This window comes from Arthrobacter sp. 05T444 (assembly GCF_056395905.1).
Genome location: NZ_JBFTKK010000035.1, coordinates 1 through 25070, shown reverse-complemented (window position 1 = coordinate 25070; position 25070 = coordinate 1). Strand labels below are relative to the sequence as shown.

At 66.5% G+C, this 25070-nt stretch carries 23 protein-coding genes; 14 read left to right on the top strand and 9 right to left on the bottom strand.

All coding sequences use genetic code 11. The annotated features are described in order from the left end of the window. Positions 1–597: cbb3-type cytochrome c oxidase subunit I (locus AC1DD3_RS21180; RefSeq protein WP_476882464.1), on the top strand; the 597-nt coding region annotated here is incomplete at its 5' end. A gap of 169 nt (positions 598–766) precedes the next feature. On the opposite strand, the gene AC1DD3_RS21175 is transcribed toward AC1DD3_RS21180, so the two are convergent. Beyond that, positions 767–1105 carry a hypothetical protein gene (locus AC1DD3_RS21175; protein WP_476882463.1) on the bottom strand — a complete coding sequence of 113 codons (339 nt, stop codon included), beginning with the start codon at positions 1103–1105 and terminating at the stop codon, positions 767–769. Positions 1106–2066: 961 nt separating this feature from the next. Here AC1DD3_RS21175 and AC1DD3_RS21170 point away from each other — a divergent pair. Next, positions 2067–4289 carry a S9 family peptidase gene (locus AC1DD3_RS21170; RefSeq protein WP_230119458.1) on the top strand — a complete coding sequence of 741 codons (2223 nt, stop codon included), beginning with the start codon at positions 2067–2069 and terminating at the stop codon, positions 4287–4289. Positions 4290–4371: 82 nt separating this feature from the next. Here the strand turns inward: AC1DD3_RS21170 and AC1DD3_RS21165 are convergent, their stop codons facing one another. Next, complete coding sequence (locus AC1DD3_RS21165) at positions 4372–4668, bottom strand: antibiotic biosynthesis monooxygenase family protein (RefSeq protein ID WP_476882462.1); 297 nt, start codon at positions 4666–4668, stop codon at positions 4372–4374. A 196-nt stretch (positions 4669–4864) separates the two neighbouring features. Here AC1DD3_RS21165 and AC1DD3_RS21160 point away from each other — a divergent pair, with 196 nt between their 5' ends. The 3 genes from AC1DD3_RS21160 (at position 4865) to AC1DD3_RS21150 (ending at position 9173) form a co-directional block, all read left to right on the top strand. Further along, a complete protein-coding gene (locus AC1DD3_RS21160; protein WP_476882465.1) occupies positions 4865–5620 on the top strand; it encodes a peptidoglycan-binding protein in 756 nt (251 codons plus the stop codon). A gap of 7 nt (positions 5621–5627) precedes the next feature. Beyond that, positions 5628–8180, top strand: a complete 2553-nt coding sequence (locus AC1DD3_RS21155) for a hypothetical protein (RefSeq protein WP_476882461.1) — start codon at positions 5628–5630, stop codon at positions 8178–8180. 189 nt (positions 8181–8369) lie between these two features. Further along, positions 8370–9173: a class I SAM-dependent methyltransferase gene (locus AC1DD3_RS21150; RefSeq protein ID WP_230119461.1), complete on the top strand. Its 804-nt coding sequence runs from the start codon at positions 8370–8372 to the stop codon at positions 9171–9173. Positions 9174–9259: 86 nt separating this feature from the next. Here AC1DD3_RS21150 and AC1DD3_RS21145 read toward each other — a convergent pair whose 3' ends face one another. Continuing rightward, positions 9260–9634: a DUF7793 family protein gene (locus AC1DD3_RS21145; protein WP_230119462.1), complete on the bottom strand. Its 375-nt coding sequence runs from the start codon at positions 9632–9634 to the stop codon at positions 9260–9262. A gap of 142 nt (positions 9635–9776) precedes the next feature. On the opposite strand from AC1DD3_RS21145, the gene AC1DD3_RS21140 reads away from it, so the two are divergent. Beyond that, positions 9777–11423 carry a sensor histidine kinase gene (locus AC1DD3_RS21140; RefSeq protein ID WP_476882460.1) on the top strand — a complete coding sequence of 549 codons (1647 nt, stop codon included), beginning with the start codon at positions 9777–9779 and terminating at the stop codon, positions 11421–11423. 83 nt (positions 11424–11506) lie between these two features. On the opposite strand, the gene AC1DD3_RS21135 is transcribed toward AC1DD3_RS21140, so the two are convergent. Then, complete coding sequence (locus tag AC1DD3_RS21135; RefSeq protein WP_230119464.1) at positions 11507–11665, bottom strand: hypothetical protein; 159 nt, start codon at positions 11663–11665, stop codon at positions 11507–11509. Positions 11666–11866: 201 nt separating this feature from the next. On the opposite strand from AC1DD3_RS21135, the gene AC1DD3_RS21130 reads away from it, so the two are divergent. From AC1DD3_RS21130 to AC1DD3_RS21120, 3 genes are read left to right on the top strand one after another with little or no spacing between them, the layout of a single operon-like run. Further along, positions 11867–12922 (top strand): tetratricopeptide repeat protein, encoded by a 1056-nt coding sequence (locus AC1DD3_RS21130; protein ID WP_476882459.1) that lies wholly within the window; start codon positions 11867–11869, stop codon positions 12920–12922. Next, a complete protein-coding gene (locus AC1DD3_RS21125; RefSeq protein WP_230119466.1) occupies positions 12923–13348 on the top strand; it encodes a DUF7793 family protein in 426 nt (141 codons plus the stop codon). It abuts the gene before it with no gap. Between the two features lie 8 nt (positions 13349–13356). Further along, complete coding sequence (locus AC1DD3_RS21120) at positions 13357–14892, top strand: putative bifunctional diguanylate cyclase/phosphodiesterase (RefSeq protein ID WP_476882458.1); 1536 nt, start codon at positions 13357–13359, stop codon at positions 14890–14892. On the opposite strand, the gene AC1DD3_RS21115 is transcribed toward AC1DD3_RS21120, so the two are convergent. From AC1DD3_RS21115 to AC1DD3_RS21105, 3 genes are all read right to left on the bottom strand, one after another. After that, on the bottom strand, positions 14852–15478 hold the full coding sequence (locus AC1DD3_RS21115; protein ID WP_476882457.1) for a GNAT family N-acetyltransferase: 627 nt from the start codon (positions 15476–15478) through the stop codon (positions 14852–14854). The genes AC1DD3_RS21120 and AC1DD3_RS21115 overlap by 41 nt on opposite strands. A 56-nt stretch (positions 15479–15534) precedes the next feature. Next, on the bottom strand, positions 15535–16692 hold the full coding sequence (locus AC1DD3_RS21110; RefSeq protein WP_230119469.1) for an acetate kinase: 1158 nt from the start codon (positions 16690–16692) through the stop codon (positions 15535–15537). A gap of 140 nt (positions 16693–16832) precedes the next feature. Continuing rightward, entirely contained in the window at positions 16833–16922 is a 90-nt protein-coding gene (locus AC1DD3_RS21105; protein ID WP_476882456.1) for a hypothetical protein, read from the bottom strand. A 436-nt stretch (positions 16923–17358) separates the two neighbouring features. Between AC1DD3_RS21105 and AC1DD3_RS21100 the strand changes: the two genes are divergently transcribed. Then, the gene (locus tag AC1DD3_RS21100) at positions 17359–17640 is read left to right on the top strand and encodes a hypothetical protein (RefSeq protein WP_476882455.1); all 282 of its coding nucleotides are present in this window, start codon (positions 17359–17361) and stop codon (positions 17638–17640) included. Positions 17641–17650: 10 nt separating this feature from the next. Here the strand turns inward: AC1DD3_RS21100 and pta are convergent, their stop codons facing one another. Continuing rightward, a complete protein-coding gene (gene pta / locus AC1DD3_RS21095; protein ID WP_476882454.1) occupies positions 17651–19723 on the bottom strand; it encodes a phosphate acetyltransferase in 2073 nt (690 codons plus the stop codon). A gap of 208 nt (positions 19724–19931) precedes the next feature. On the opposite strand from pta, the gene AC1DD3_RS21090 reads away from it, so the two are divergent. From AC1DD3_RS21090 to paaK, 4 genes are read left to right on the top strand one after another with little or no spacing between them, the layout of a single operon-like run. Further along, the gene (locus AC1DD3_RS21090; RefSeq protein WP_476882453.1) at positions 19932–20834 is read left to right on the top strand and encodes a lysostaphin resistance A-like protein; all 903 of its coding nucleotides are present in this window, start codon (positions 19932–19934) and stop codon (positions 20832–20834) included. Next, entirely contained in the window at positions 20812–21735 is a 924-nt protein-coding gene (locus tag AC1DD3_RS21085; protein WP_476882452.1) for a CPBP family glutamic-type intramembrane protease, read from the top strand. The genes AC1DD3_RS21090 and AC1DD3_RS21085 overlap by 23 nt, the downstream gene beginning before the upstream one ends. Positions 21736–21771: 36 nt before the next feature. Next, positions 21772–22269: a hotdog fold thioesterase gene (locus AC1DD3_RS21080; RefSeq protein ID WP_476882451.1), complete on the top strand. Its 498-nt coding sequence runs from the start codon at positions 21772–21774 to the stop codon at positions 22267–22269. 2 nt (positions 22270–22271) lie between these two features. Beyond that, positions 22272–23642 (top strand): phenylacetate--CoA ligase PaaK, encoded by a 1371-nt coding sequence (gene paaK / locus AC1DD3_RS21075; protein ID WP_230119475.1) that lies wholly within the window; start codon positions 22272–22274, stop codon positions 23640–23642. Between the two features lie 105 nt (positions 23643–23747). Here paaK and AC1DD3_RS21070 read toward each other — a convergent pair. Then, positions 23748–25070 (bottom strand): multicopper oxidase family protein (locus AC1DD3_RS21070; RefSeq protein ID WP_476882450.1); only part of this gene is annotated, 1323 nt, incomplete at its 5' end.

The window sequence follows — 25070 nt, the reverse complement described above, 5'->3', positions numbered from 1 at the left end:
TTCCACGTCTCGGACTCCTACTTTGTGGTGGCGCACTTCCACTACGTGGTGTTCGGCACCGTGGTGTTCGCGATGTTCGCCGGCTTCTACTTCTGGTGGCCGAAGTGGACAGGGAAGATGCTCAACGAACGGCTCGGCAAGATCCACTTTTGGATGCTGTTCCTCGGCTTCCACGGCACGTTCCTGATCCAGCACTGGCTCGGCGTGGAAGGCATGCCCCGCCGCTACGCCGACTACATGCCACAGGACAACTTCACATGGATGAACCAGTTCTCGACGGTCGGTTCGTATCTGCTCGGTGCGTCGCTGATCCCGTTCTTCTGGAACGTCTACATCACCGCCCGCAGCACCGAAAAAGTCATGGTCGATGACCCGTGGGGCTTCGGCGCATCACTGGAGTGGGCCACGTCCTGCCCGCCACCGCGGCACAACTTCACGTCCCTGCCGCGCATCCGCTCGGAGCGTCCGGCACTGGACCTGCACCACCCTGAGATTCGGATACGCGAACACGATACGACGCACGCTCCCGTGGCTGAGGTGCTCGGGGCAGCGGACATCGGGTCCCGCGACGTGCGGAACCCCGATCCCGACAAGTGATTTGCGGCCTGCTGGCGGCTGAGTTGGTGCCTTGTTGGCTGGCGGCTGGCTGAACAGCTGACGTCGACGGCGGTTCGCCCGCGTAAAATTTCCTACTCGCCGAATGCGGCGACGATAGGAAATCTGCGGCGATGCCGGGCAGCAGGTGATGTTTAAGCAGCCGCCAGTACTAGGCAGCCACCGCCAGCGGTGCCGTCGAAGCGGCGGTTCCCGAACCGCCGTCGGCCGGTGCCAGAACGCGGAGGTTGCACTCGGACTGCAGCGGGTCGATCGAGCGTGGCAAGTGGTGGGTCTTGGAGCATTCACGGAGCTCCTCCAGTGCGGAGGGTTCAACACGCGCGTGGCTGACGTCCACAACAAGCTGAAGTCCCTGCTTGAGGTGGTTGGCACGCTTCATGACGACGTACAGAGCTTGAATGCTTCGGGCGGTTACATTTCCTTGGGCGGCAACCTGAGCTTCGCCGCATTCCAGATCCAGCCGGACCAGGACCTTGAGCTTATGGTTCAACGAACATCTCCCCTCATGCACGGCCGCGACGCTGCGACCGAAGACAACCCTAACCCAAATGTGATGCAGGTAACAGGAAAAGTCTGAATGTTGCGGGAAGACCGGTTTACGGGTGACTGAGCCGACAGCAATCAAGGCCGCTGGTTTCGCCCGTCGAAAGCCGATTCTCAGCAGGCTCAACCCGCGGACGACCGGCAAGCGCAACCGGCCGGTGCGTTGTATCGGCGGGCAGCTTAGTCTCGGGTGGGGTCCGGACGCAGCGGGGCCGGCCCGGGGTCCGGCACAGGAAGCGGTCCAGGCGGCTCCGGCACCGGGAACGGACTCGGCGGCGTGGGGCCGGAGGGATCAGGGCCGTTCGGGTGCGGCGACATCGGATCGGGGCCCGGTTCCGGCGGGAACGGCTCGGGCTCGTGCACTGGCGGAATGGTCATGGCTGCCCCTCGGCTGCTGGATTGGTTCCGGTTTGCGGACGCGACTTCAGGATACGCCCGGGGCCCGCGGCGAAGACAGCGTACTCGGTGGGCCTATTCCATGCTGGCGCCGTCACAAATATCCCCAACGCCCTGCGCCTGACGCTATCTTGAGCCAATCTTGATGGAATCCCTGCAGGTTCTAAAGGGTTTTGCATGAAAGTAAGGCTCATCGGACAAAGCAAGTCCGCAGGCTTCCCGGGCAACAAGTCGGCAACCGTGAAGTTGGTGTTCAGCGCCACTCAGCGCGACGGCACGAACACGTAACCCTGGTTCGGGTTCCGTCCGCTCAATGGGGCGCGGACGGAACCCGGAACCATCCCACTCATCCATCCCCGCCTGACGCCGTAGGGAAGCCAAGCTCTCCGAATACCTCGTATGCGTGGGCAGGGGCATCGCTGTCAGGTGCCAAAACATGTTAGCCACCACGGCCCTCTCCCCCGGTAGCGAACGGCCGCCAAAATGTCAGTGCGGATCTATATATTGAAGGAATGACCCAGACTCCACTGCAGCACTCCGCAGACTCCGCCGCCGCCTCCCCGGCGCCGCCGGTCGCCAAGAAAGTGCCGACAGAGCGCACCCACCACGGCGACACCTTCGTGGACAACTACGAGTGGCTCCGGGAGAAGGAATCCGACGAGGTCGTGGCCCACTTGAAGGCCGAAAACGCCTACCAGGAAGCCGTCACCGCCCACCAGGAGCCGCTGCGGGATGCCATCTTCCAGGAGATCAAGGGCCGCACCCAGGAGACAGACTTGTCCGTCCCCAACCGCAAGGATGCCTGGTGGTACTTCAGCCGTTCGGTCGAAGGCAAGGAGTACGGCATCCAGTGCCGCGTCCGCGCCCAGGACACCGGCAACCGCGTGGCCGACTGGACTCCCCCGGCAGTGGAGGCCGGCGTCGAAATTCCCGGCGAAGAAGTCCTGCTTGACTGCAACGTGGAGGCCGAAGGCAAGCCCTTCTTCTCCGTGGGAGGCTCCGCTGTCACCGTGGACGGTCATTTGTACGCCTACGCCGTGGACAACTCCGGCGACGAGCGCTTCACCCTGCGCATCAAGGACCTCCGCACCGGTGAGCTGCTTCCGGACGTCATCGAGAATGTCTTCTACGGCGTCTCCTTCTCCCCCGACGGCACCCGGATCTTCTATACGGTCGTGGATGATTCCTGGCGCCCGTACCAGGTCAAGGCCCACGTCCTGGGCACGCCGGTCACCGACGACGAGGTGGTTTACCAGGAGGACGACGTCGCCATGTGGCTGGGCTTTGAGCTCTCGTCCGACAGGCGTCACCTCGTGCTGGGCATCGGCTGCTCGGAGTACAGCGAAACGCGCCTTTTGCGCTTTGACGATCCCGAAGCCGCCCTCACCACCGTGATCTCCCGCGACGAACGTGTCCTCTACGAGGCAGAACCGTTCCTGCTCGACGGCGGGGAGCGCGTCGTCATCACCCACAACCGCAACGCCGTGAACTCGATGGTTTCGCTCGTGGACCCGGCCGAATTCGCGAAGCCGCTGGCCGAGCAGCGATGGACCACCGTCGTCGAGCATTCCGACGAGGTCCGGGTCAACGGTGCGGGCGTCACCTCCACGCACCTGGTTGTTTCAATCCGGAAGGACACCATCGAGCGCGTCCAGGTGATTCCCCTGGCCGGTCTGGGAACGCCCGGCCAGGAAGCCCCTGTGGAACCGGCGTTCGACGAGGAGCTCTACACGGCAGGCGTGGGCGGCTCCGACTACGAGGCCCCCGTGATCCGGCTGGGCTACACGTCCTACTTCACACCGTCACGAGTTTACGATTTCGTGCTGCCCACCCCGGAGCGGCCCGCGGGTGAGCTGCTGCTGCGCAAGGAAAGCCCGGTGCTCGGCGGCTATGACGGGTCCGACTACGTGGCCACGCGCGAGTGGGCAGAGGCGGCCGACGGCACCAGGATTCCCCTCTCGGTGCTGCGGCACACGTCGGTTGCACGGGACTCCACTGCGGCCGGCCTGGTGTACGGCTACGGCTCGTACGAGTTGAGCATGGATCCGGGCTTCGCCATTGCCCGGCTGTCACTGCTGGACCGCGGCGTTGTTTTCGTGATTGCGCATATCCGCGGCGGCGGCGAGCTGGGCCGGCACTGGTACGAGAACGGCAAGAAGCTCACCAAGAAAAACACCTTCACAGACTTCATCGCGGCCACGGACTGGCTGGCTACATCGGGCTGGGCAGCACCGGACAGGATCGCGGCGCTGGGCGGATCCGCGGGCGGCCTGCTCATGGGCGCCGTGGCCAACCTTGCCCCGGAGAAGTATGCGGCCGTGGTGGCGGAAGTGCCGTTCGTGGACGCGCTGAACACCATCCTGGACCCCGAGCTGCCGCTTTCTGCACTCGAGTGGGAGGAATGGGGCAACCCCATCACCGACCCCGAGGTGTACCAGTACATGAAGTCCTACACTCCGTACGAGAACGTGCGTGCGGCCGCCTACCCCAAGATCGCCGCCGTGACGTCCTTCAACGACACCCGCGTACTCTACGTCGAGCCCGCCAAGTGGGTGCAGGAGCTGCGCAGCAAGACCACCGGCACAGAGCCGATCGTCATGAAGATCGAGATGGACGGCGGCCACGGCGGCGCCTCCGGCCGGTACGTGCAGTGGCGCGAACGGGCCTGGGACTACGCCTTCATCGCCGACTCCCTCGGAGCCAAGGAGTTACTGCCGGGCGCAGGGCTCAAATAACCCCTCACGGAGTAACCATCGAGTTGCGAGGTCCCCGGGGCTCCCGGGTGGCCGGCTAGGCCGCGGGGTCCCACGTCCCCCGTTAGTCCGCAAACACTTCCTGGAAGTGTTCCACGGCGGGGAACGGCTGGTAGAAGCGATGCAGGAGCTGCTTCCACTCCTGGTATTGGGCTGACTCCCGGAAGCCGACCGTGTGGTCTTCCAGGCGGTCCCACTGGACGAGCAACAGGTACGTGCTCGGGGATTCCATTGACCGTGACAGCCGCAGGCTCCGGAATCCGGGCACGGAGGAAATGATCCCGCGCGCCCGGCCGAAGGCAACTTCGAAGTCCTGCTCCCGGCCGGGCGTCACGGGCAGGAGTGCGTGCTCGGTGATCATCGTGCCAGTATTCCAGGAGGGCACCTTTACGGCTTCATGGATCCGGACCGACGCTTCCCGGTGGACGTCAGCTGCCGAAAATTGATCATCATGCTTACTATTGACTCGCATACGGGCACATCTTCGGTGCACCTGTCCGCTGGGGGCAGGGAACCCGGTGCCGGAACTGGAGCATAGCGTGAGCAACGAACAGGGAATGACGCCGCTTTCCGATGACGAACTCCTGGCCCAGGCGGGAACGGCCCTGCCGGACAAGGAAGTCGCGTCCGTGTTAGACCTCAACGCCGACCTTGATCTGGGCATCAACGCGGCCGCGCCGATCGACCTCGCGGTGGCCGCCAACGCCAACGTCGCCGCCCCGATTGACGCCGCGGCATCCGCGAACATCCTCTCGTTCGGCTCCGAGTCTCAGGCTCTTGCCGACCAGGGGGTCATCATCGACCAGGGAATCACTGCCGACGCCACGGCCGACTCCGTCCAGGACAGCACCATCGGCCAGGGCCCCGAGAGTGTCGACGGCGGGACTCCTGACAGCACCGGCTCCGAAACACTCGATGGGGGCGACTCCGCAACCACCGGCCCGAACGCGGTTGACGGCGGCGAAGTTCTCGACGGCGCGGTCCCGGCTGGCACCGTTCCGGACGGCACCGTTCCGGACGGCACCGTTCCGGATGTCGGCGCCCTTCCTGCGGATCCCTCGTCGGCATTGGACGGCGACCTGCTGAACGTCAACGTGGACCTCGCAGCCGATGCCGACATTGCCGCTCCCATCAACGGAGCCGTGGCTGCCAACGCCAACGTGGCCGCCCCAATCGATGCCGCGGTGGCAGCCAACATCGGGTCCATCGACAGCGACGCCACCGCCGTGTCGCAGCAGGACGCCATCATCACGCAGAACATCGACGGTTCGGCAGCTGCCTCTGCGGACCAGCAGTCCGATCTCCAGCAGTAGTTCCCGGATGAGCACTTTGTCCGGCGGGCCGTCCAACCCGGACGGCCCGCCGGTTTCTCCTGCGTCCGCAGCAAGTCCGACGTCGGTTCCCGGGCCGGGCAGGCGGCCTACGGGTGCGCCTGGCGCGCCGGCCGCCGTCGACACCCGTCCTCGTGGAGTGCCTGTCCGCGCGGACGGCATCCAGCTGATCGGCGAGGCCAAGGGCTCCGGCTATCGGGAAGCACCGTGCCTGGTCCGCCGGTCCGACGGCCAAACCATCCAGCTGACGCGTCTGTTGTTCCTCGTGCTGGAAGCTGTCGACGGCGAGCGCGACTCCGGGGAGATCGCGGAGTATGCCAGTGCCCATTTCGGGAAACTGGTCAGCGCCGACAACGTTCGGACGCTGCTCGAGGGCCAGTTGCTGCCGCTGGGGCTGCTGCGGCTCGCCGACGGTTCCCAACCTGAGGTCCGGAAGTCGGATCCCCTTTTGGGCATGCGGTTCCGGTATACGGTCACCGATCCGGAGCGGACGCGGAAGCTGACAGCGCCGTTCGCCGCCCTCTTCCACCCGCTGATCGTGGCGGCCGTTGCTGTGGCTTTCCTGGCCTCCTGCTGGTGGGTCCTCATGGTCAAGGGCCTCGCCTCGGCCACTCACGATGCCTTCGCCAACCCGGGACTCCTGCTGCTCATCCTCGCCGTCACCATCCTGTCCGCGGGCTTCCACGAATTCGGTCATGCGGCCGCTGCCCGCCGCGGCGGAGCGACGCCGGGCGCCATGGGCGCGGGCCTGTACCTCGTCTGGCCGGCCTTCTACACGGACGTCACGGATTCCTACCGCCTGGGACGCGGCGGCCGGCTGCGCACTGACATCGGCGGACTGTACTTCAACGCAATCGTGGCGGTAGCCATCATGGGCATCTGGTGGGCTACCCGCTACGATGCGCTGCTGCTTGTGGTGCTCACACAAATCCTGCAGATGGTCCGCCAGCTGATGCCCCTGGTCCGCTTCGACGGCTACCACATCCTGGCCGATGCCACAGGCGTGCCGGACCTGTTCCAGCGCATCAGGCCCACGCTGCAGGCCCTGCTGCCGTGGAACTGGCGAAAGCCTGAACCGGAGGCGCAGGCCCTGAAGCCCTGGGCACGGGCCGTCATCACCGCTTGGGTGCTGGTGACCGTCCCGCTCCTGCTGGGCAGCACGGTGCTCATGGTGGCCTCCCTTCCGCGCCTGCTGGGCACGGCGTGGGCGAGCCTGCAGCACCAGCAGGCCATGCTGACTGGCAGCCTTTCGAGCGGCAACTTGGCCGACGCCGCCGTGCGTGTCCTGGCGATTGCCGTCGTCGCCCTTCCCGTGCTGGGCATCGGCTACATGCTGGTGCGCCTCGTTCGGCAGCTCAGCGTGGGGCTGTGGAAAAAGACCCGCGGAAGGCCGCTGCGGCGCGGCACTGCCATGGCCGCCGTCGTTGCCGTTCTGGCCGGCCTGGCCTGGGCGTGGTGGCCCGCGCCCGACGCGTATCGCCCGGTGCAGCCGTACGAACGCGGGACTCTGTTCGACGCGACAGCCGCCGTCTATCCCGCGCTTTCCGGCGGAGACGCTGCCCTTCAGGAGGGGCGGCCGGGCCGGACGGTCGCGTTGTGGCCTGAAGGAACCTCACTGCCCACCCGCGGCAAGCCGCAGCTCAGCATGGTGCTCGTTCCGCGGCAGGGCCAATCTTCCGGTCCGAACCCAGCCGACCAGCCTGACCACGGCGCGGCAACCGGCGGTGCGGCCCCGGCGCCGTCGTGGGTCTTCCCGTTCGACAAGCCGGCGGCCCCGGAAGAGGACGGCAACCAGGCCCTGACCGTGAACACCGCCGACGGTTCCGTGACGTACGACGTCGCCTTCGCCCTCGTGTGGGCGGAAGACGGGCCGGTGGATACGCGCAATGAGGCGTACGCCTTCGCCAGTTGCACGGATTGCGCAGCGGTGGCTGTTGGCTTCCAGGTGGTGCTGATCGTGGGCCAGGCGGACGTGGTTGTCCCCGAAAACCTCTCGGCGGCCGCCAACTATAACTGCGTCCGGTGCCTCACCTATGCCTTGGCCAGCCAACTGGTCCTGACCCTCGACGGCCCCCTGAGCGCTGACGGCATGACCAGGCTCAGCGCCCTGTGGCAGGAGATCGCGGAGTTCGGCCGCACCCTGCAGGACGTTCCCCTGTCCGAGATCCAGTCGCGGCTCGACGCCTACAAGGAACAGATCATGGACATCATCCGGAACGACCCCAGCGCGTCCCTGTCCAAACCGGGCGCCGCCACCAGCCCGTCGCCGGGCCCGTCGCCGACGGCGGGAAGCGGGCAATCGCAGGTTCCCTCGCCCGGATCATCAACACCGGGTCCGCCACCGGCACCGGCGGGTTCGGGGACGGCGGGTTCCGGGACGCAGCCCGCTGACCCGGCCGCGCCAGTCCCGGCCGAGTCCGCTGCACCCGCCACACCGGGGCCGGCGAATACGGCGCCTCCGGCTCCCGCCCCGGCCCCGGCGGGTCCAGTCCCGACGGGCACGGTGCCGGCAACAAGCGCTCCCGCCCAATCCGCCCCATGAATTCGCCCTGCAATTCCGTCGATCGGGTGCTCCGTGGATGCCCTTCTTCAACCTGCCAACCTCCCGATTGCCGGAAATGGCCGCTTGCCCCGGTAGCCAAGCGGCCATTTCCGGCAAATCGGACACGAACGGAGGCCTGACGCCGGGCGCCGCGCCAGACATACGCCCGGCACACCATATATTTGGACGATGCTCTCGGCGTTGAAAAAATACCTGCTGATTCCCAAACTGGTGAGGCTGTCGTCCGCGGCGCCCAAGGATCCGCAGGCTGCCTGGGACCAGTACTGGGGCAAGGTCCGCACCACTGGGGCCCGGGGCGACGTGCTGTGGGACTCCGGCGACGACCACGAATTGCAAGGCTACCTGGAACACCTGAAGCGGCAAATGAATCCGGACCTTCCCATCGTGGACGTCGGCTGCGGCAACGGGACGTTTAGCCGCCGGCTGGCTGCCCACTTCCCCCATGTTCTTGGCGTGGATGTGTCCGCCAATGCCGTGGCCAAGGCGCGGGCCGAATCCGAGGGACTGGAGCGGATCTCCTTCATTACCGCAGACATGACGGCTCCCGGGGCGGCGCGCTCAGTGAACGCAGCACTGACCGAGGCCGGAGTGTCCGGTGAGGCGAACGTCTTCATCCGCGGCGTCCTGCACGTGCTGAAGCGCCGGGACCAGGCTGCTCTGGCTGAACAACTGCACCCGCTGCTGGGGAAACGCGGGCGCGTATTCCTGGCCGAAACGGACTTCCGGGGCAACGCCGTCGAGTACGTCAGCCACCTTGGCGCCACCCGGCAGTTCATTCCTGCGCCGCTGAGGGATGCCATCTGCGGCCTGCCGATGCCCGGACGTTTCGGCGCCGCTCAGCGCCTGCGGGCATTTCCAGAGTCACTGTGGGACGTGGTGGAGGACGGCCCCGCCGTCATTGAAACCCGACCGCTGACATCCGCCGAACCCGAACAGATCCCGGGATACTTCTCGGTGCTCCAGGCCCGTTGAATCCACGCGCCACGCCGCCGCCGGGCCGGTCGCCCGGCCGTCCAGCCGCCCGGGTCCAGGTCCAGGCCCAGGCCCAATCGGTGAGGCTATACGACCTTCAGCCAGGCCAGGGCGTCGCGCTCGGACGTGAAGAACCTCGTGGGGCACGGGAGCTTGTTGATGCCGAGAATGAAGTTGGCGATCACCCTGTCCACGGGCGAGGATCCGAGCAGTGCAATCCTCGAGGCCTGGCACGGACGCCCGAACACGGTCCTCGCTCCCCGGCTGACCTCGGCGGTGGTGGCCATGTCCACGAGCATCGGGTGGCGGCCGGAGCCACAGAGGGCATTGACGTCCTCCATGGCGGACTCCGCATCCGCTTCGGTGATGCTGGCACCCCTGGCCCACGTGAGCCGCAGCAGCCCCTCGGCGTCCAGGATCAGATGAAACAGCGTGTTCCGGCCGCTGCCTTCGGCATTCACAATCTAGACCTCCGCGGTGGCTGATGGGACAGTATCAAGCTACAGGCCAACGCGTTCACGGCCAACGCGGTCCGGGGGCTGATAATGTGAGTCCAAAATCACGGGAAGCCGCACGCTGGCGACGCGCAACACAGGGGGCAAAGTGGTTCAGGCACCGGCGGAGAGTCTTTCCGCACCGCGCATAGCCGTGGTTGCAATACCCGAGGCGGACCGATTGGCGGCCACGGGCAACGTCCTCATCGCGGCCGGTTTCACCGTCCATGCAGCGTCCGACGGCGGGTCCCTCGCCGTGGAGCTGGAACGGAACCATGCCGCCGTCGTGCTTCTTGATACTGCGCTCGCGAGTGAATTCATCTGGGAGGGCACACCCGTGCTGCTCCTGGTGGACCTCGCAGACGACTTCGACCTGGCGCGGCTGGAGCCGTGGGGCATCGCCGACTACATCTCCCGCGGCGCCGGCGCGCAGGAACTGACCCACCGGGTGGAAACGCTGATCGGCCGTGCCCGCGAGCGCCGGAGGATACGCGCGCATGCGGAGTTCCTCCGCGAGAGCCTTCGAAACGTTTCCGCTGCCATCCGCGGCACCAACAGCCCGCAGCAGATGGCCGGTCACCTGGTCCGGGGCTTCGGCGAGTCCCTCGGCGCGGACCACGTCTGGTTCACCACCTTCCACGATTCGCGCGTGCCCCGTATCAGTGCCCAGTGGTGCAGGCCCGGGTTTCCCCGGCTTCCGGATTCGCTCGGCTCCTACGAGGACGCGGCCCGTGACCTGGCCACCAGCCTTTGGTCCGAGGCTGATGTGCTGGCGGTGGCGGATCATCAGGCAGAACCAACCTTCCCGCTCACAGAGGGACTCCACGGCTGGTCCGAGCTCGTCTCCGGCCGCGCCTCTGTGGTGGTTCCCGTGGGCGACGGCGACTCGGCGCTCGGCATCATCTGGATCGCGCAGGTGGACGCGCCTCGCGAATGGACCAGGGCCGAGATCGCCCTCATCCAGCACGTCGCGGGAAACCTCGCCCACAGCCTCATCCAGGGCCACCTGATCAGTGCGCAGGTCCAGGTGCTGCAGCAGCTCCGGGAACTGGACAAAGCCAAAACGGACTTTCTGGCCACCGTCAACCACGAACTCCGGACCCCGCTGACGTCCATCACCGCCTACCTCGACATGATTCGCGATGGCGCCGGCGGCCCGGTGCCGGCTGGCATCGAGTCGATGATGGAAGTCATCTCGCGGAATTCCAACCGGCTCAGGCGGCTGATCGAGGACATGCTCACCGTCTCGCAGCAGGACGGATCCGGGCACCTGAACCTCAAGCAGGTGGAGCTGGGACAGGTGTTGCGGATCGTGGTTGCCGCCCTGCGCCCGCTGGCCGAATCGCGCAACGTGGTTATCACCGGCGCCGATTCCCACGAGGACGTGAAGATCCAGGCGGACGAGGCGCAGCTCGAGCAGGTCTTCACGAACATCGTGGCTAACGCCATCAAATTCACGCCCGACGGCGGCCGGATCAGTATCAGCGTCATGCTGGACCCGCCGGGGGACGGAAATCCGTCGGCCGCAGTGCGGATCACGGACACCGGCGTCGGAATTCCGGAACAGGAAATCGGCCAGGTGTTTACGCGTTTCTACCGGGCGTCCAACGCCTCCTCAGCCGCTGTACCGGGCAGCGGGCTGGGCCTGGCAATCGCCCACGACATTGTGCGCCGCCACGGCGGATCGCTGGAGCTGGCGTCTTCCCTGGGTGCAGGCACCACCGTGTCCGTCCACCTGCCGGTCGCAGGGCCTTAAAAGGCCACACTGTTCTACGCAGAAACTGCCCCGGACCAGCAGGCCCGGGGCAGTTTCATATCGCGCTGAGTTATGCACCAACCTTAGTTGGGCCACCAGCCGATCGATGCGTAGGTGACCTCTGACTTCGAAGGCGCGGACGTGGTGGTGGTGTCCTTCTTTGGTGCAGCGTTGGCAGGAGCAGCGAAGCCTGCAACTGCCAGGATGCCGGTCATAAGAAGTGTTGCGGCAATTTTCTTCATCCGCTGATCCTTTCATTTGTGAAGTGCATTACTGGTTACGGGGGAAGTATACGGTTCCTTCCTCAAGTTTTTGCAAGGTTTTTCTAGGCACGATTTTCTATGGCAAAACCATTCGCTTAATGAATCCGCCCGCAGCGTAACAAGCTCACTTGAAGTGGCGCGCAGGTCGGCGTAACGCGCGGTCCATGGATAATTGTCAGCATGCCGATGTCTCGAGATTTATCGCCCTTCGTGATTGCCGAGCTTGAGGCCCGCGAGAGCTGGAAGCGCCGGGACTACAGCGCCGGATACGCCCAGGCCGGGCAGGCCGCGGCCCTGGCACTCGAATCCGGCGATGACCACCGCTGGTGGAAGATGGTGCTGCTGCAGGTCGAATGCCTGCGGGACCAAGGTTCCATTCAGGAATGCCAGCAACTGGCGGCAACAATCGCCGCGCATCCGGTGGCTGCGTCCGCCCCCGATCTCGGCGCCCGTGCCAACATCCTGCTGGCGCATTCGCTGCAGGGACTGGGCCGCCTTCCGGAGGCGGTCGACGCTGCCGCCGTAGCTGCCGGCCTGGTGGCCGGGGACTTTGAAAACGTGTACCTGCACATCCAGGCCCAGCAGGCGCTCATCGCCGCCCTCGCCGAAAGCGGCCGGCTGGACGCAGCGTGGCGCGAGTGCCTGGACCTGAAGACGCTGCTCACCGACCACGTGGACGACGACACTGCGGGCAAGGCCTACTGGGTGATCGGCAACGTCGCCTTCCTCACCAACCGGGTTACGGAGGGCAGCGAATACCATGACCTCGCGGCCGAAAGGCTCTCCCCCTCCCGCGACGTGGACCTCTGGGCCCGTTTCAACCGCGGCTCCGCGGAAATGCGCCTACACGCCCAGCTCAGCAACGCCGCCACCCTCCGCTGCATCGAACGCGCCGAACTCGCCACGGAAGTAGTGGGCGGCAGCGAGCGCGACATGCTGGAGATGTCCCTGGTCCGCGCCCACTGGTACTATCTCACCGGCGACATGGATTCCGCGATCACCATCCTGGCGCCCCTCCGCGACAAGTTCCCCGTCCTCGCCACCCAGACGGCGGCGGAGGCGTCGTTCGTCCTGGGCAAAGCCATGATGGCCCAGGGAAACGACACCGAATCCCTGCAGATCCTTGACGAGGCGGTTACGCTGTTCGATACGGCTGCCGCAACGGAGCGGAGCGCCATGGTGCGGGATTATCTCGCTTCCATCAGACGTCAGCCGAGGTTTCTTCAGGGGGGGTAAGTGTCAGAAGCAACCATGGTTCCCGGTGCAGTACCGGAGATGCCGGCCACGGCGGACGTACTGCCCGTGGCCTGCGTCGTCTGCACCGTGTTGCCTGAGCTGGCCGTCAAGGCCGTGCTGCCCTCCGGTGCGGACCTGGACGAGACGGCAGCCGCCCAGTTGCGCGAGCAGCTCGGTGACCTTGCCGGGGACCGGCGGGTCGCCGTCGTCCTTCACGTAACCGGGGTTGCGTCCGTGAGCCGCGACGCGCGTGCGGCCTACGCGGCCATTTCTTCAGTGTCTGCCTGGGCGATCGTCGGCGAATCTCCGGTGGACCGGCTGCTGGGGCATTTCCTGCTCGGCGCCGAATTCGGGTCTGCCCGGGCAAAGTACTTCACCTCGGACCACGAAGCCCTCCACTGGTTGGCCCGCATGGACAAGGCGTAATGGCGGCGATGTTTAGTAACGCCGATCCCCGGCTGGGGCAGCTCCTGGACGGCATCGTCCGCCTCGCCTCGGGAGAGCTCCATTCGCGCATTGAAATTTCCGAGGCGAGGGACGAGCTCGATGCCGTGATCATGGGCACCAACCTGCTCGCCGAGGACCTCCAGATCATCTATCAGGAGCTGGAGCAACGGGTGGAATCACGCACCCGGATGCTCAACGCGGCGCATCGGGAGCTCCAGCATATGGCCCTCACCGATTCCCTGACGGGACTCTACAACCGCTCCGCGCTGGTCAGCGCCGTTAACGAGGCCCAGGCGGAAGCGTCCGACGGCGGCCTGCCGCCCGCGCTGCTGCTGCTGGACCTTGATGCCTTCAAAAGTATCAATGACTCGCTGGGCCACTCGATGGGCGACAAGGTGCTGGCCGGTGTAGCGTCGCGGATCCGCGCGTGCGTCCGTGACGGCGACATGGTGGCCCGGTTGGGCGGCGACGAATTCGCGGTCCTCCTTCCCGCCACCACCCCCGCCCAGGCCGCGTCTGTGGGCAACAGGATCCTGGATTCCCTGAACGGAACCATCGACGTGGACGGCAAGAGCATCCGGTGCGGGGCGAGCCTGGGCCTGCGGATTGCCGACCGCGGAGAGACGTCCGAGCAGCTCTTGGTGGAGGCCGATATCGCGATGTACGCCTCCAAAGCGGACGGCCGCAACAAACTGCGGGTGTTCGAGCCCGCCATGCTGCACGCCCGGCAGCTCCGGAACCAGCTGGTGGGGGAATTGCGCGCAGCCATCTCCGGCTCGCAGCTGGTGCTGTTCTACCAGCCGGTCATCGAACTTGCCACCGGCCGGATCGAGGGCGTTGAGGCCCTGGTCCGCTGGCAGCATCCCACGCGCGGTCTCATCATGCCGGACGAGTTCATCCCCATCGCCGCGGAAACGGGTCTGATCTCCGATCTGGGCAACTGGGTGCTCAAGGCGTCGGTGGAGCAGCTGCGGCGCTGGCGGAAGGCTCCCGAAACCAGCCGGCACGACTTCTCCATGCGGATCAATATCTCTGCCGCCGACCTCCAGCGCCTCGAGTTCATCGAAGACGTCCGCGACGCCCTCACTTCTAGCGGGCTGGATCCCGGGCTGCTGGTCCTGGAACTGACAGAGAGCGCCATCATCCAGGGCAACGAACTCGACCGCTACACGCTGGCCAGCCTCCGCAAGCTCGGCGTGGGCCTCGAGATCGACGACTTCGGCACCGGCTATTCCTCCATCAGCTACCTGCGCCGGCTGCCGGTGGACCGGGTCAAGGTGGACCGGACCCTTCTCACCGCCCTGGGCAGCGACCCCGCACAGCCTGCACTGATCGCGGCCATCCTCCAGCTCATTCGGGCCTGCGGGCTCGAAGCCGTGTGGGAGGGCGTCGAGAACGCGGCACAGGCCGAGCACCTGAGGAGCACCGGCTGCATCAGCGGGCAGGGCTACTACTTCAGCCGCCCGCTGCCCGAGGCCGCATTCACCGAGAGGCTGGCCCAGCAGGACGTCTGGCCCGCATAGTTTGCATCGGTTGCTCCACAGGCGTCGTTTCGCCGTTGCGGCCGGCCCAGTCGTCCTCGAGAACGGCGTAGATCAGCTCGGTGGACCAGGTTCCCTTGTAGTGCCAGTTGTCTGTGAGAGTGGCTTCGAGCCGCATCCCCAGCCGTTCGCAGATCCCCGCAGACGCGGTGTTAAGCGCGTCCAGTTTCGCATCGATCCGGTGGAACCCGAGTTCCCCGAAGCCGAGTTTGAGCAACGCCTGGGCGGCTTCGGTGGCATACCCCTTGCCACGGGCATCCGGCGCCATGATCCAACCGATCTCCGCCTGCCCCACGCCCGGCAGCCACTTGAGCACCACCTCGCCGAGCAGGCCGGCGTCGTCCTGGGAATCAACGGCAAGGCAGATCCAGTCGCCTTCCTTCTCGAAGACGAAGTTGGCGTACCGGCCAAGGGTCTCCATGGATTGCGTGTAGGTTTTGGCCTCCCGCAGCAGGAACCGCGCGGTTTCCGGCAGCGACTGGTAGGCGTGGAAGGCGTCCAGGTCCGAAGCCTCGAACCGGCGCAGGATCAGCCGCTCGGTGAGGATGGGCAGGCGGATGTCAGGCATGGTTCGAGGGTACGCCCTATCCGGAGTAGGTCATTTGCCGGCGGACTGCGCCGGGCTCAACCGGCGGATACGACGGCGGCCGTGGCCTCTGCGATCGCGCGCTCCTCGTCCGTGGGGACCACGAGCACGGGGATGGCCGAGGCTGCGGTGGAAATCACCCGCGGTTCCTTGGACCGCTCGCTGTTCAGCCCGGCGTCGAGCTGGATTCCCAGCGCGCCCAGCCGCTCCCCCACGAGGGCACGGAACTGGTGCGAGTTCTCGCCGATCCCCGCGGTGAACACGAGGGCCTTCGCTCCGCCCACGGCCACGTGGTAGCCGCCGATGTACTTGGCCAGCCTGTAGGACGTGACCGCGAGCGCCATGGCGGCCTTGGCATCGCCGGATTCGGAGGCTTCCACCACCGAGCGCATGTCGTTGTTCCCGGCCAGGCCCTTGAGCCCGGATTCGCGGTTGAGCATGGAGTCGAGATCCTCGGCATTCCAGCCGGTGCGGGCTAAGAACACCAGGATGGAGGGGTCCAGGTCGCCCGAGCGGGTGCCCATCACGAGGCCTTCCAGGGGCGTGAAACCCATGGACGTGTCCACGGACTTGCCGCCCCGGATCGCGGTGACCGAGGCGCCGTTGCCGAGGTGGGCGATCACGCCGTCGAACTCGTCCACCGGAACATCCAGCAGCGCGGCGGCCTGGTGCGTGACGTATTCGTGCGAGGTGCCGTGGAAGCCGTAGCGGCGGATGCCGTGGTTGGTGTAGAGCTCGTCCGGCACGGCGTAGCGCCAGGCGTGCTCGGGCAGGCTGCGGTGGAAGGCGGTGTCGAACACGGCCACCTGCGGCATGTCCGGCCATTTCTTGGCGATGGCGCGGATACCGAGCACGTTGGCGGGGTTGTGCAGCGGGGCCAGCGGGTTGAGCCGCTCGATGGCCCGGGTAATCTCGTTGTCGATCAGCACCGGCTCGCCGAACCGCTCCCCGCCGTGCACCACGCGGTGCCCCACGGCGTCCAGCGCACGGTCACCGAGCACCCCGTGGATGGCCGCATCCACCTGCTCCAAGGCCTCGGCGTGGTCCGCCGGGCCCACCACCTCGCCGTCGCCCTGGCCGCCGTTGGACATCCCGATCCTCTCGATCAGCCCCTCGGTGAGGATGCTGCCGGCGGCGACGTCGCGCACCTGGTACTTGAGCGAGGACGAGCCGGAGTTGATGACGAGCACGAGCATGGGGCCTCCTAAGCCTTGCTGCCGGGGGTTACAACTGACGGTGCAGCGGTCGGGCGTCACGCCGGGGCCTGGCGAAGCGCTCCTTAGCACCCACTATAAGTGTGCCCCACGAGCGTGGCCGGTGACCGACGGGCGTGATCCTAGCCTCCCGCGATGTCCCGAAGCGTCTGCAGGTGTCCGTCCTCGGCCGCGCGTCCGTCGATGGTCACGCCGGCTGATGTGCGCGGCATTTTCCCCGCAAAGCCTTTTCTGATCTTCACGTAGCCGGCCAGTTCCAGCACCGCCAGCTGCTAGCTGAGCACGGAGTCGCTGACCTGGATGGCGTCCCGCTAATCCTTGAAATCCAACGACTCCGCACCAGCCAGCGCCGCCATGATGGAAAAGCGACCGGCGAGTGGATGAGATCGTTGAGCCGGTGGCGTGGATGATCCGCTCCCCTTCTCATGCGCGCAGTTCACGGAAAGCGGCAAGGCCGACGCCGGCTAGGACAACGGCGGCGGTGAGGTAGAACTAGAGGTTGCCGTCACGGAAGAGGCTGACACCCACTCCGAGCGCAATGCCATACAAAGCGAAATAGGCCACACCCGGCGCGCCGTGCCGTTGCGTAAGCCGCGTCAGGCGCTTAGAGTCGGCGGGACCCGCAGCACCACGCAGAGAGGGACTTCCATGACGAACGGCACCGCTCAGCCCGACAACACCGAGCCTGACGCCACAGAGCCTGTTGCCACAGACACCGGCACGGCCGGGGCAGCCACCAAGCACCCCACCGGCGTCGACGACGGGAACCCGGCCCTCGACGACACGGGAAACCTCAAGGCCGCGGAGGTTGGCAAGCATGCCGAGCAGCCCGAGGATCCGCAGAACCTGGACCTTACACCGGAGGGACTGGCCGACGAGCCGGCCAAGCAGGAAGATCCCGACAGCCTGGCCGCGCCGGAGAACAGCTGACCGGCCCTCGCTACACCGTCTGGGCCTGGATCGCCGTGATGGCCACCGTGTTCACGATGTCCTCCACCGTGCAGCCGCGGGACAGGTCGTTGACCGGCTTGCGGAGCCCCTGCAGGACGGGCCCGACGGCCACCGCCCCGGAGGTCTGCTGCACCGCCTTGTACGTGTTGTTGCCGGTGTTCAGGTCCGGGAAGATGAACACGGTGGCCTGGCCGGCCACGGACGAGCCGGGCATCTTGGACGCGGCGATGGAGGCGTCCACGGCGGCGTCGTACTGGATGGGGCCCTCCACGGGCAGCCCCGGCCGGCGGTTCTTCACCAGCTCGGTGGCCAGCCGCACCTTCTCCACGGCCTCGCCCGAGCCGGAGCCGCCGCTGGAGTAGGACAGCATGGCCACCCGGGGCTCCACGCCGAACTGGGCCGCGGTTTCCGCCGAGGCGAGCGCGATGTCCGCCAGCTGTTCCTCGTTGGGGTCGGGGTTCACGGCGCAGTCGCCGTAGACCAGCACACGGTCCGGCATGAGCATGAGGAACACCGACGATACGATCTTCACGCCCTCGCGGGTCTTCACGAACTCCAGCGCCGGGCGGATGGTGTGGGCCGTGGTGTGCGCGGCGCCGGACACCATGCCGTCCACCACACCGAGCTGGACCATCATGGTGCCGAAGTAGCTGCCGTCCAGCATGACTTCCAGGGCCCGGGCCAGGTCCACGCCCTTGTGCGCCCGCAGCTCCGCGTACTTCTCCGCGAATCCCTGGCGCAGCTCCGAGGCGGCAGGATCCACGATGTTGATGCCGGACAGGTCGATGCCCCGGCTGGCGGCGAGCTCCCTGACGTCGGTTTCGCGGCCCAGCAGCGTGAGGTCGCAGACGTCGCGGCGGTACAGGATCTCGGCGGCGCGGAGGATTCTGACGTCCGTGCCCTCCGGTAGCACGATGTGGCGGCGCTGGGACCGGGCCCGCTCGATGAGGTCGTGCAGGAACCGCAGCGGGGTCATGCGTTCGGCCCGGGGCAGGTGCAGCCGTTCAAGGATCTCAGCCTCATCCACCCGCCGGGACCACAGGCCCAGCGCCGACGCCACCTTCCGGCGGTGCCCGCTCCAGATCTCGCTGCGAACCTCGGACACGCGGCGGGCCGTGGTGTAGGTGTCGTCCGTCGTGGCGAACACCGGGAACGGCGCCGACGCAAGCAGGGGGTAGATGTTGGCATCCGGGGCCAGGCCGCCGGTCAGGATCAGCCCGGACGGCACCGGGAATTCCGGGGAGAACGACGACGCCAGGCAGGCCACCATCACGTCCGCCCGGTCCCCCGGCACGATCACCAGCGCGCCGTCGTCGAGCACGTTCAGGAAGTTGCCCACGTTCATGGCGGCGACCTTGACGTCCCTGACGTCGCGCTCCATGTCCGCACGGCCGGCGATCTGCCGGATCCCTAGGGCGGCGCCCACTTCGCCGGTGGTGGGCCGGGCGATGTCATCGAGCTCCGGGAAGATATACACCGGCCGGCCGGACGCGCCGCGCTTTACGGCGGCAGCGATCGCGTCCACGGCCGCCGGATCCGCGCGGTTCACCATGATGGCCAACAGGGAGCAGTTCTCCGCCGCCAACTCCTTGCGGGCAACGTCGACGGCGGCCGCCGCCTCCGCGGCGCTCCGCCCCTTTGCGCCCACCACGGCAACCATGGGGGCAGCGAGATTGTTGGCGAGGCGTGCGTTGAGGTCGAATTCGACGGCGGCGTCGTGGCCTGTGAGGTCCGTCCCCTCCACGATGATCACGTCGCAATGCCGGCCCATCTCGGCGAAGATCTCCACGCAGCGGGCATCGATGTCCTCGCGCTTGCCCTCGGCGAGCAGGCCGCGGACTTCTGCGAAGGTCAGGCCGCCGCGGCAGCGCTGGTCGTCGAGGTTGAAGCGGGACTTCATGAGCGCCAGCATGGGATCCGCGCCGGGGTCGTCGCCGTGGACCACGGGCTTGAAGAAACCAATCCGGTCCGCGTGCCGGTGGAGCGTGTCCGCCAGGCCCAGCGCTATGAGCGACTTGCCCGAACCCGGGGTGGTCGCACTGACATAAATCCCTTTGGCCATGATCAAGTCCTCTGGTTGGAAGGTCCTGCGTGGGGCGTACTGCCTTCCATACTTTCACTTGTTCCCGCGCTTTCGGGAGCAGACAATGGTGTTGGTGGCCACATGGTGTTGATTGCCACGTCGGCGTGCACACGCCATTCAGGACCCCGGGCGGGCCAGCGCCGCGAGGCTCCTTCATAACCGGCGATTCCGAATGACAGTACTGCTGATGAACTCTCCTGGTTCCCGCGCTGCTCCCGCGTCCCTCATCAATCGGCATCCCGTGACGGCCTTCCTGGTCGTCGCCATCACGCTCTCTTGGGCCGCCCAGATAGGGTCCATCCTGCTGATCGGGAACATCCTCCCGGGAATCCTCGCGGAACTGCTGATCCTGCTGGGCACTGCCGTCCTCGTCACTGCAGCGGCTGACGGCAGGCCGGGCGTCCGCACCCTGTTCCGTCAGGCCCTCCGATGGCGGGTGCGTGCGGGATGGTACGTGGCGGCGCTGCTTGCCCTTCCCGCGCTGACCACGCTGATTGCCGCGGCCACCGGAACCTTCCACCAGCCCGCCGACGGCTGGGCGCCGCTGGTAGGCAGCTATCTGGTGAACACCGTGGTCACCGGGGCCTTCCTCGGCAATATCTGGGAGGAGCTGGCGTGGACTGGCGTGGTGCAGCGCCGGCTGATGGAGCGGCACGGACTGATCGTCTCCGCCCTGCTCACCGCCATCCCCTTCGCCCTCATTCACGTCCCCTTCGCCTTCGCCGAAAAGGGTTTCGCGGGCACACCATGGGCCGACGCCTCGGCCTACTGGGCGGTGCTGTTCCTGTTCGCCCCGTTCTTCCGCGCCCTGCTGGGCATGGCGTACGTGGGGACGGGTGGCAGCCTGCTGATAGTGGGGCTGCTGCACGCGTCCTTCAACGCCTCGGCGTCGGCCAAGCTGGACGTGTTCGACGGCGAATGGCAGCAGATTGCCGCCGTGGCCGTCCTGCTCGGGGTACTGGCGGCGCTGCGCGGCTTCCGTGGAAAGCGCCCCGCACAAGGCCCGCGCGAACGAACACTTCAGCCCCCGCCCGAGGCCGTGCGGAAGCCACCGGAGGAGGCCGGTCGTGGCTCACCTCCCGCAAGCTAACGGGCACGGGCCGGCCCGGTTTGCCGGGCAGGCCTGGCGAGCATTGAACAGCCGGCGCTCCTGGCCGGCCCGCCGGCGGCTCAGGCTTTTCTTCGTGCTGGCCTTCGTCATTTCGTGGGGGGCGTGGCCGCTGACCCTGCTTAATCCCGAGAGCTCCCCGCTTGTCCCGTTCGGACCCGCGCTTGCGGCTGTCCTGGTGGCCGTCGCCTCCGGGGGAAAGGACGGCCTGCTGCGCCTCCTGCGGCGACTGGCGGGCTGGCGAGTGCCCGGGCGCTGGTACGTGGTGGCGCTGGGACTGCCGTGCCTGCTGGTGGTGGCCGCGGCAGCACTAACTGTGGCCGGCGGCGCGCCGATCCCGGGCTTTGCGCCGAATCCGGGCTGGTTCATGCTGATCGGCACCTTCGCGTCGACTCTGGTGATCGTGGGCCTCTGCGAGGAGCTGGGCTGGCGCGGCTACGCCCTTCCCCTGATGCAGCGGAACCACACCGCCCTCGCCGCAGCCCTACTCCTCGGCGCCGTGTGGGCGGCCTGGCATCTGCCGGAACTCGTGTCCGACCCCACCGGGCAGCGCCCGCCTCTTCCGTTTCTGCTCATGGTGATCGCCCAGTCCGTGCTGCTGACCTGGATCTACAACAGCACGTCCTCCAGCAAAACCCGTCTCACGACGGAGCCGGGCGACTCAGCCGGCACTGGAGGCGTGCCGCTCTGCATGGTCTTCCATGCCGCGTTCAATACGTCCGGCGCGCTGGTGCTGCCGGCCCTGGCAGGTCCCCATTACCTCACGCTCTGGTGGACTCTGGCGCTGCTCCATGTCCTCGCCGCACTCGTGGTTATCGCCTATGCGGGGCCCTCCCGACTGGTCCGCACTCTTGACACGGAGGCCCCCCATGGGATTACCTAATGAACATTCGGTAAATAAAGCTGGAGGCAATGACGCATGGCTGGAACAACCATTTCCGGGCTAACCCACCCGGTTCTTGAAAACGACTACGCCTCTGAGTGGATGGGCATCGAGGTCCTTGCCCTGGGCGACGGTCATGCAACCATCCGCATGACGCTCCGGCAGGAAATGCTCAACGGCTTCGGCATGGCGCACGGCGGAATGATCTTCGCCTTCGCGGACTCCGCCTTTGCCCTGGCCTGCAACCCTGCCACACCGGCCCCAAGCTCCGCTGGGACACCCGACAACACAGCCGGCACAGCCGGCGCCGCAGCGGACAGCATCACTGTTGCGTCCGGCGTCGATATCAATTTCCTCAAGCCGGCCTTCCAAGGCCAGGTGATCACCGCCGTCGCCGACCGCCGCTCCATCGCGGGCCGCAGCGGACTGTACGACATCCAGATCTTCGCCGCCGATCCCGGCTCCCCACTGCCGGGCGAGCTCATTGCCGAGTTCCGCGGGCGCAGCCGCACCATCCCCAAGAAGAGGAATTAACCATGACCCTCCACGCCACTGAACCCAACGCCGCTTCCTCCACGGCCGCGGTGTCCGCAACTGACGCGGTCCTCGACCCCGAAGAGACCATGTCCCGGGACCAGATCGAAGCGCTCCAGCTCGGCCGCCTGCAGCACACGGTGGCGTACGCCTACGACCGCGTGCCGCTGTACAAGCGTAAGTTCGACGACGCCGGCATCCACCCCACGGACCTCCGCGAACTGTCAGACCTCGGCAACTTCCCCTTCACCACCAAGGAGGACCTGCGCCAGGAGTACCCGTTCGGCATGTTCGCCGTGCCGCAGAGCGAAGTGGCCCGCGTGCACGCAAGCTCGGGCACCACCGGCCGGCCCACCGTCGTCGGCTACACCAAGAAGGACCTGGCCGACTGGGCCAAGCTCGTGGCCCGCTGCCTCCGCGCCTCCGGCGTCCGGCCAGGCATGAAGGTCCACAATGCCTACGGCTACGGCCTGTTCACCGGCGGCCTCGGCGCGCATGCCGGCGCCGAAGCCCTCGGCTGCACCGTCATTCCGATGTCCGGCGGGCAGACCGAGCGCCAGATCCAGCTCATCCAGGACTTTGAGCCGGATGTCATCCTGGCCACGCCCACGTATCTGCTCACCATCGCGGACGCCATGGCGCACATGGGCATCGACCCCACCTCGACCTCACTGAAGTATGCCGTGCTCGGTGCGGAACCGTGGACCCAGGAGATGCGGCACGAACTGGAAGTCGCCATGAACATCAAGGCCTGTGACATCTACGGGCTCTCGGAGGTCATGGGCCCGGGCGTGGCCGGTGAATGCGTGGAGACGCAGGACGGCAGCCACATCTGGGAGGACCACTTCCGTCCGGAAATCATCGACCCCTTCAACCCCGCGCCCGGCAAGGAGAATGTACTTGGCGACGGCGAGCACGGCGAACTCGTCTTCACCTCGCTCACCAAGGAAGCGCTGCCGATCATCCGGTACCGCACCAAGGACCTCACCCGCCTGCTCCCCGGCACTGCCCGCCCGGGACACCGACGGATGGGCCGCATCACAGGCCGCAGCGACGACATGATCATCCTCCGCGGCGTGAACTTGTTCCCGTCCCAGATCGAGGAAATCGCCCTGCGCATCCCCGAGCTCAGCCCGCACTTCCAGCTCGAACTGACGCGCCCCGAGGGCCAGCGCATGGACCAGCTGACCGTGAAGATTGAGCGCCGCGACAACGTCACGACGGAGCAAAGCACGACTGCGGCCCGCGTCCTGCGCGAGCAGATCAAGATCCATGTGGGTTCTTCGTGCACGGTGGCCGTCGTGGATCCGGGTTCGCTGGAGCGTTCGAACGGCAAGCTGCGCCGGATTTACGACATGCGCCCGAAGGGGTGAGCCTACGGGCTGCCCCGGCTACCACGCATATCCGTCCCCGGCACCCGGGGCCCATCTGCTCGACGCGCCCCGGCCGAGCGGCTTGCCGCCGGCGGCATGCGGCCCTCAGGGTGTGATCTCCCAGCCGAACATCATGGCGTGGTCCTCGTGCGCCAGGTTGTGGCAGTGCGCCACGTACGGTCCCACGAAGTCCCGGAATCCCCGGTAGATGATCACCGACTCGCCAGGGTCAAGCGCTGTCAGGTCTTCCTTCGAGGCGTCATCGGGATGTCCTGGATCTACTGTGCGGCTCACGTCCTTGCCATTGCGCATGACGGTCCGGTGCTCCTCCATGTGCAGGTGGAACGGGTGCACCCAGCCACCGCCGCCATTGCGGACCTCCCAAAGGTTGAAGCTGCCCTTCTTTTGCTGGGCCAGGGGCGAACGGCCCGCCCTGTTCTTCAGGCTCGTCGCCACCCTTGCAGGGTCGAAGGGTTTGCCGTTGATGAGCCACTCGGTCTCCCCGCCCGCGCTGCCGCGCTTCACCTCGAAGATCAGCCGGTTGTCCAGCATGCTCTGCCAGTTGCTCGGCAACGGCGGAAGCGGACGGAGCGCTGTGGGGATCAGGCTGTCATCCGGCGCGGTATCGCCAATCACGAACTTGAGCACCGGCACTTTGTACTTCGGGTCGGGGAAGAACCGGGACGAGTTGGACCACATCCGCCCGTTGGGCATCTTCATGACGTTGGTCAGGTAGACGACGTCGCCCTTGGTGGTCGGCGTGCCGTCCTGGTACCTGGTGAAATCAACGATCACCTCGCGGCGCTTGGCGGGCCACAGTTCAAATGAGTCCCGCTTGAGCGGGAACGGCAGGAGTCCGCCGTCCGAGGCAATCTGGGTGAACTGCATGCACTGCTGGCCGTCCTCGATCCGGTACTGGCCCTGTAGCTCGTCATCCTCGTAGCCAAGCGACGCCGACGACTTGGGTCCCTTGGTCGAGCTCATCAGTTTGAACTCGTAGATCCGTGCAATGGAGGCGTCCAGGAACCGGAAACGGTACTTGCGCCGCTTCACTTCCATCACCGGGCTGGCCGTGCCGTTGACGGTGAAGATGTCGCCGACAAACCCGTGATTGGGGAAGTGCTTGTAGAAGGTCTTGCCCCACCACTCCGGGTGCTTCGCCGGGTTCTTCGCGGCCGGGAACTCGCCCTGCACATCGTGGATGTCCTTGTGGGTGGTCACGCCGTCGTCGAGCCGGCAGTCGTAGAAGGCCAGCGGGACGTCGTAGTCCACGTCGAAGGATCCGTCCGGGTTGTCCTTCCGGACGCCCGGTAGGCGCAGCCCCTTCCGCTCGTCCCCCATGTCCATGCCGTTCTTCGGGTCATAGATCGGGTACAGCCCCACCATGCCCTTGTAAACATTTGAACCTGTGTGGTCCATGCGGTGGTC